Origin of the sequence: Dolichospermum sp. LEGE 00246, from assembly GCF_015207865.1 — a bacterium.
GTDB classification, from domain to species: Bacteria; Cyanobacteriota; Cyanobacteriia; order Cyanobacteriales; family Nostocaceae; genus Dolichospermum; species Dolichospermum heterosporum.
The window spans coordinates 1-5,147 of the sequence record NZ_JADEWA010000396.1 but is presented as its reverse complement, the minus strand read 5'-3'; the positions used below and the strand labels follow the sequence as shown (position 1 = coordinate 5,147).

4 protein-coding genes are annotated in these 5,147 nt (G+C 39.7%); 2 read left to right on the top strand and 2 right to left on the bottom strand.

Annotation, left to right across the window (positions count from 1 at the left end; all coding sequences use genetic code 11):
- The first annotated feature begins 201 nt into the window (after positions 1-201).
- On the top strand, positions 202-357 hold the full coding sequence (locus IQ228_RS20635) for a four helix bundle protein (RefSeq protein ID WP_228043979.1): 156 nt from the start codon (positions 202-204) through the stop codon (positions 355-357).
- A 405-nt stretch (positions 358-762) separates the two neighbouring features.
- On the opposite strand, the gene IQ228_RS20630 is transcribed toward IQ228_RS20635, so the two are convergent.
- Positions 763-3,291, bottom strand: a complete 2,529-nt coding sequence (locus IQ228_RS20630; protein WP_027403481.1) for a mannose-1-phosphate guanyltransferase — start codon at positions 3,289-3,291, stop codon at positions 763-765.
- Between the two features lie 957 nt (positions 3,292-4,248).
- On the opposite strand from IQ228_RS20630, the gene IQ228_RS20625 reads away from it, so the two are divergent.
- Positions 4,249-4,437, top strand: coding sequence for a hypothetical protein (locus IQ228_RS20625; protein WP_173401716.1), 189 nt, complete (start codon positions 4,249-4,251; stop codon positions 4,435-4,437).
- A 58-nt stretch (positions 4,438-4,495) separates the two neighbouring features.
- Here the strand turns inward: IQ228_RS20625 and IQ228_RS20620 are convergent, their stop codons facing one another.
- Positions 4,496-4,765, bottom strand: coding sequence for a YciI family protein (locus IQ228_RS20620; protein WP_027403483.1), 270 nt, complete (start codon positions 4,763-4,765; stop codon positions 4,496-4,498).
- Positions 4,766-5,147: the final 382 nt, after the last annotated feature.

Below are 5,147 nucleotides of genomic sequence, written 5' to 3'. Positions count from 1 at the left end.
TACATTTCAAAAAATTAATTTTTTGAGAACTTTTTGGCGTGGGCTTTAATTCTCAATAACCAATACTTATTGACAGAACTATTGCTGTTACGTACTTTTAGACTTTTTATTTACATCGAACTCAGGTAAATTTTCAGGCTCTACCGGAGTTAATATGCTAAACTAGAGGCAACCCTTAACTGGGAACTCTTAACAGAAGGAATGTCAGATATTAATGACTTTAAAGACTTAATAATTTGGCAAAAAGGGATGGATATTGCTCAAAGATGCTATTTCCTCACTAAACTTTTTCCCAAGGATGAGTTATATGGTATGGTTCAACAAGTTAGAAGAAGTGCTGTATCTATTCGGTGCTAATATATCTGAAGGATATGGACGAAGATATAGAGGAAAATATATAGGGTTTGCTGAATAAGTTGTCTGTGAGGGCAGGGAACTCTTAGGGATTTCCAATTAGAAAAATACCCAAAAATTTCTTGTAGTGCGGGCATCTTGCCCGCTAATCATCAAGGACGGGCAAGAATGCCCATCCCACAAAATTGGGTAATTTATTTTTTGGTGTTACCTTAACTCTTAACTGGGAACAGTTTTAACTGTCTGGATATCCTCAATTTTCCAAATCCGACCCAGGAAAATGCACCAATTTTGAGACACCATCAGCCAAAACCTTGCACTTTCTTGTGATAAAAATCAGCGAAACCCTTATTAATAAAAAGGTTTCAGTTTTATATGGCTAACGCCACGCTACGCTATCAGCCAGCCCTACATATCCAAACGGTAATTTTCCTGTTCGCGTTCCACAAAATACTGGACACGGGCGCGGTAATCTCTGAGAGTTTCATCAACCCAATCCCGATCGCTACTGTTAACATAGAGATGGACTAGGGGTTCACTAGCATCAGGTAAAACCAATAGCCAATTGTCATCATAGGGCTGGCGGATTTTCACGCCGTCAATTAGCTCCAGATTCTGGGCGGGGTGAGTTTCCACCAAATAACGCATTAACGCCCCCTTAGCAGTCCAAGGACAGCGGACTGTGTAAGTTCTATTAATGACACGGGGTAATTCGGAACGCACCGTTGCCAGCGATCGCTCTTGAATGGTTAACATTTCAATCAGCTTGGCAATACAGAACATCGAATCAAACCCTGGATGTAATTGCGGAAAAATAAACCCAGTTTCCCCACTCCCACCTAGAACCACATTGGGGTTCTTCTGACAAGCTTCCATTAAAGCCGTCGGATTTGCTTTAGTCCTAATTACATTACCATCATGACGATGGGCAACTAATTCCACCGCGCTAGAAGCATGAACTGGTACAACTACCGAACTTCTAGGGTTAGCATTTAACATCATATCCACCATCAAAGCCGTAAGCATTTCTCCACGAATGGGAAAACCCGATTCATCAACTAAAATCAGTTGTTCCCCATTAGCTGATACCTGCACGCCAAAATTAGCGTTCACCGCCTCCACAACGTGACCTAATTGAGTCAATAGTAATTCTCTATCAGCATTGGAAATTGCCGTTTTATTCAAACTAGCATTTAACACCACCGCATCAGCCCCGAATTTATCTAACATTTGCGGCAAAATAGCCCCAGACACAGCGTAAACATAGTCAATTACCACTTTTGCCCGACTATTACGCAAAGTATCCAAATTTAATAACTTTTCAAAAGCCTTGCCATAGCAGTCCATTAATTGACTAGAATATACCACATCACCAATTTCATGACTTTGGGAACGGCGCATATCTTCCTTAAAATACGCCCCCTCAATTTTCTTTTCTTGGGCTTTAGAAATGTTAATGCCCTTAACATCCATAAATTCAATCAAGATATAATCACGGCGTTCTGGGTGAACTCGGACATGAATACCCCCCGCTACGTGCATAGTAGGAATCACTGTCCTAGCGATAGGAATAGCCGTAGTATCGAGATTCTGAACATCCACACCTACAGACATTAAACCCGCAATTAAAGACCGTGTTACCATCCGGGAAACATTGCGTTGGTCACGGGAGACTGTCACCATTGAACCAGGCTTCAAAGTCGAACCATAGGCAGCCCCCAACTTCACAGCAAACTCTGGAGTAATATCAATATTGGCTAATCCCTGTACCCCGCGCTGTCCAAATAAATTGCGTTGGGCAGTATTTCCCCAAATCAGATTAATATTTAAAACTGCACCAGACTCAATCTTTTTACTTGGCCATACCCTCACCCCAGGGCTAATTTGCGCCTCTTCTCCCACCGTAGACAGCGAACCTACCACAGCCGCTTCTAAGACATGAGCGCGTCTATCTACACGAGTACCGCGACCAATTACGCAAGCCGATAACTGGGCTTCATCGCCAACAATTGCCCCATTCCAAATAATTGGTCTTTTTAAATGAGCATCAGCCCCAATTGTCACATTATCACCAATTACTGTCCCATCCTCAATTTTCACCCTCGCGCCAATGCGGCAATTATTACCAATTACGGCTGGGGTTTCAATTTTGGCTGTAGGATCAATATAAGTATTTTGTCCTACCCACAAACCGGGAGCAATTTCTGGATAAGCCACTTTTAAGTTAACTTTCCTTTGTAAAGCATCATACTGGGCCTCTCTATAGGCATCTAAATGACCCACATCACACCAGTAACCATCAGCAACATAACCGTAAATCGGCTCGTTTTTGGCTAGCAAGAGGGGAAATAAATCTTTGGAAAAATCGCATTCAGTATGTTCTGGTAAATAGTCTAAGACTTCTGGTTCTAAAATATAAGTGCCAGTGTTGACAGTATCAGAAAAGATTTCGCTAGTGGAAGGCTTTTCCAAAAATCGGTTAATGCGCCCTTCTGTATCCGTAATTACCACACCAAATTCAATGGGATTAGGCACACGGGTTAAAATTAAAGTAGCTTTTGATTGTTTTTGTTGATGAAATTCAATGGCAGCATTCAAATCAAAATCTGTGATACTATCACCGCTAATGACTAAAAAAGTTTCATCTAAAAGTTCAGTAATATTTTTTACACAACCTGCCGTACCTAATGGTTGATCTTCTTCGATAGCATAGGTCATTTGTACGCCAAAATCACTGCCATCTTGAAAATAATCACGGAGAACATCTGGTAAATAATGCAATGTGGCAATTACTTCATAAATCTGGTGCCGTTTGAGGAGATTAATGATATGTTCAGCAATGGGACGATTTAAGATCGGAACCATTGGTTTGGGTAAATCGCAAGTCAAAGGACGCAACCGTGTTCCTGAACCACCTGCCATTAAGACTGCACGCATAAATACTCCTAAACTTGACTAAAACCATGATATTTTTCTTTTTCTAGTCTCTTATAGTTATTGAAATTTCAGAACCTTCCATAAGAAACATCTCTGAAAGGATTCACTGAGTCAGGAGTCAGGAGTATGGCTAACGCTACGCTATCAGGACTATGGCTAACGCCAGGCTATGCCTTCGGCACACTACGTGAACGCTATCAGGAGGAAGAAAGAAGTTTCTCCCCATTGGTGTCAACTTAACGTAAAATCCATAGTCCGACTGGGAATGAATTCCCAGTCTCATAGCAAAAGTCGTCTCAAGACGACTCAATAACTAGAAAATTTTTGAAATTGTTGAGTTTACTTTAGAGAACTCCACAAAAAGAAATGCCCAATGTCATTCTGTTCGCGCAGCGTGTCAGAGGGATTACGAAACGAAGTGTAGTGAAGAATCTATTGAGATGCTTCGTTTCGCTTCGTTTCGCTACACTCAGCATGACAAAACAGGATCATTTATTTTGTGGCTTACTCTAATTCATTTCTGGGCGGGTCTGTGAGCCAAACAAATAAGCCATCTGTAGCTTAAGTTGACACCAATAGTTCCTCCCCTGTTCCCTGTTCCCTATTCCTTATCGTTTCAAAATTCTGATTCGTCTAGCACCTATAAATCTTTTACCTACTGATAGGAGAAAACTAAAACAATGCAGTAGAACCCCATAGATTTAATTGTCAAGGTACAGCTTACCGTTAGGCAGTTAGGTTTTTATACAGGTTGATTACCTTTACTGTCAATTGAGATTATAACATCAAATATAATTAACTTATCACTGAGGGATAAATCCCCTCTTGCAGCTTTCATCCCCGGCTTACGAGACATTGATCTCTAAAAATTTTGGGGATTTTTAGGGATTAATTCCGGGGTTTTTAGCTTATCTTCTTATAAGATGATGTCAGTTATTAAGGGAGTTGACGGTAATCATGAATTTACTTGTGTTTGCAATAATTGTAGTTTATATCGGTGGCGTGTGGAAATTTTGGACTGGATTTGGTAGGACTAATTTTAATCAAACTTTACCTAATCGGATCGGTTTGGCTTTGCTATGGCCTGCTTTGTTTTTAGTTAATTCATCCTATCGTCGCAATTTTCAAAAGGCACTGAAGGGATAATTAATTCGTAATTACCCATTACGAATTAATTATTTTCGTTAAAAATTGTGTCAAGGGGCTAAAAAGCCTGAATCCATTCTTTAACAAAATACTCTGTCCAAATGCCGTTTTGCCAATAGGGATCTGATTCCACTAATTGACGAACGGTGTTTTCGTCTTCAGCTTCGTAAATAGCAAAAACTTGAGTTACATCTTTTGTTGGACCAATGGTAATTAAAATTCCAGATTCTTTCTGTTGTGCTAATCCGGCTAAATGGTCTTGACGATAGGGTTCGCGTTTGGTAAGAACGTCTTCACAATAGCTTCCCCATAAGATGTATTTTGTCATAATTTCTGATTTGATTATTGATACTAATTAAAAAATATAGCAACATGAGGTTTTTTAAGATAGAGATTGATGATCAAGTTTTTAATTTCACTAAAGTAGGTTGGCGTTAAAAATTGTCGTTGGGGCAAGGGAACAGGGAACAGGGAACAGGAAGAGAGTTTTGAGTGATTTTACTTTTCTTCACATACCTTTAAATTTTTCTGTTCACCTACTTATACTTAATAATACTCATTATAATGCTAAAATATATACAGATATTTATAATTACATGAGGTAGATCCTAACTTGCTCATTGCTTGCAGGGAGGAGGTTAGGTGTGTTGTTATTACACCAGTCCCAATCAGGAAGAAACTATATTTATCATCTATCTTGAGACATATTT

Coding starts and splice junctions, on each gene's coding strand:
- IQ228_RS20635 (WP_228043979.1), top strand. CDS start 202: ATGTCAGATATTAATGACTTTAAAGACTTAATAATTTGGCAAAAAGGG.
- IQ228_RS20630 (WP_027403481.1), bottom strand. CDS start 3,291: ATGCGTGCAGTCTTAATGGCAGGTGGTTCAGGAACACGGTTGCGTCCT.
- IQ228_RS20625 (WP_173401716.1), top strand. CDS start 4,249: ATGAATTTACTTGTGTTTGCAATAATTGTAGTTTATATCGGTGGCGTG.
- IQ228_RS20620 (WP_027403483.1), bottom strand. CDS start 4,765: ATGACAAAATACATCTTATGGGGAAGCTATTGTGAAGACGTTCTTACC.